Source organism: Erysipelatoclostridium sp. MSK.7.34 (assembly GCF_019041935.1).
Lineage (GTDB): Bacteria > Bacillota_I > Bacilli_A > Erysipelotrichales > Coprobacillaceae > Thomasclavelia > Thomasclavelia ramosa.
Map to the genome: position 1 here is coordinate 1 of NZ_JAHPYJ010000056.1, position 2,351 is coordinate 2,351.

Annotated in this window: 1 protein-coding gene; it reads left to right on the top strand. The window is 31.6% G+C overall.

The window, feature by feature from the left end; all coding sequences use genetic code 11:
* Positions 1–780: 780 nt before the first annotated feature.
* On the top strand, positions 781–1,965 hold the full coding sequence (locus KTF99_RS16715; RefSeq protein WP_029482501.1) for an IS110 family transposase: 1,185 nt from the start codon (positions 781–783) through the stop codon (positions 1,963–1,965).
* Positions 1,966–2,351 lie beyond the last annotated feature (386 nt).

A 2,351-nucleotide genomic window follows, 5' to 3' on the forward strand; every position in this document is an offset into this window, starting at 1 on the left:
ATCCTTCTGGATATTGACGTGTGTTTCTTAATTCTGTTTAGTTTTCAATGATCTCTCCGGCTTCTTTTGCCGACTTGAATATCTTACACTCTTTTCGCTTTTTAGTCAATCTTTTTTTTAACTTTTTTTGCTTTTTCTCTCCGGTCCTTACGTCCCTTTCCTCGAGTGCCTATTTAATTTACCATATCCCTTTTGTCTTGTAAAGAGTTATTTTCACATTATTTTGTGACTTCCCTTTTTTCTCCCATTTTTTCGACTCTTTTCTGATTTTATTTTTTTATTAAATATAGCTATTTTATTAACCGTCCCTTCTTTTTTTTAAAGAATTAAAAACAGGTCTATTTTTCAATACAACGCAAAAACATCATGTCTGCTGATATTTTATCTGATTCTTCGCCAAACGCTCTTATTTTAAATAAAATGCCTGTACCAGCTCTGTTAGAGTTTACTTTATCGCCTGCACGATCATAAATATTTTTACCTGGTATATTGTAATTGACTCATTTAATAGTCATCTACAAATATACCTTCTCCTTTCTATCAACCATTTAAACCGTGGTTGATTACGGTTAAGTTAATTTGTAAAATATTTAATATGTAAATGTGGATTTGTATTTTTCACCTTGTAGCATGACTACTTTAGGCAGGCCCTTACCACAACCTTATTCCTAAATAATGATTAGTTAGATGAGTCTTGAATTCGTATTTTGCACCAGGTTTTGTGGTCTAAGTGTTGTGGATACCTTTTCACATATTTTTATCAAGAAAGGATCTTTTATTATGAAATTAGTTGGTATCGATATTGGAAAAAAACACTTCTTTTGTATTATGGACAAAGATAGTGGTGAAGTTTTACTTCAACCTTCTTCTTTTTCCAATACTAAAGATGGATTTGATTCTCTAATCCAAAAACTTAGTTCTTATTCTAAGGACTCTATATTGATTGGTATGGAAGACACCGGGCATTATCATTTTGCTTTATTAAAGTATCTTTTAGAAAAAAATTTTACTGTTGCTCTTATCAACCCTAAAACTACTGATTACACTCGTAAAATGCAGAACGGCATCACTAAGAATGATAAACTTGACACTCTTACTATCTGTGATGTTTTGGATACTCCTGTACGAAAAAAGCAGTATCGTATTACAAAAGTCAACAGCTTCGATCTTTATGAACAAAAGCAATTAACTAGACATCATCACAATTTAAAAGAAGAACTCAATGTTTATACAAACCGCCTACAAAAATGTATTGATATTGTTTTCCCTGAATTCAACAGCTTATTTTCATCTAAATACGGCATTATCTACATGAATGTACTTAAAACATTTGGCAGTGCTGAAAATATCGCTAGTACTGATATTAGAACTATTCGCAAATGTTTTGAAATAAAAGGCCGAGGGAACCGCATATCTCTAACTGCACAGCAGCTTAAAGACTCTGCTAAATCTTCTATTGGAATTTCATCAGCAGCAGAAGTAATCAAAATCAAACATCTGATAAGTCAGATTGAACTTATCAATGAACAGTTAGCTGAAACAGATAAAAAAATAGAAGAGTTTTCCATCCAAAATAACTCTCCTATCCTATCCATCCCAGGGATTTCTCATTTCTCTGGTACTTCTATTTTAGCCGAATTAGGAGAGATAAGCAACTATTCTAAGCCATCTAAGATAATAAAAGCAGCTGGTGTTGCTCCTTATCATTACGAATCAAGTCAATACGACGCACAACATACTGCTATTACCAAGAAAGGTTCACCATATTTGAGAAAGACTTTATATCAGATCATATTGCCTGTGATTAATAATAATAATCCGGTATTTAAACAATATTATGATTTAAAGATTTCTCAAGGTAAAGGTCATCGTTGTGCTTGTGGACATTGTGTTAGAAAATTACTTAGAATTATTTATCATCTTTCAAGTACCAATCAACAATTTGATGATGCACTTTTAAGATAAAATAAATGCATTAAAATTAAAAAAAGGCCAATTTTGGTTCTTTTCGTCATGCCCAAAAATTACAAATCATTATTCACATTTCAAGGATCTATACTACTTAACATATAAAATCATTTATTTTAACATTTTTTAACTTTTTCATAAAAACACTTGAATTTTATATAGTTACCTGCCTTAGATAATCTATCCTGATCCTGCAGGAAAAATCACAACAGCTGTTATTATCTTAATAACAGCTGATAACCCGGGCTGATTAAAACTATAGCAGTAAGTCGATGATAGACGACATAATTCATCCAGAACTGCTTATATTAAAGCCGGATATAAAATAAAAAAAGGATACGCAGAGGTATCCGTAAATAAAAAAAGAACCGGCAGCTTGCTAT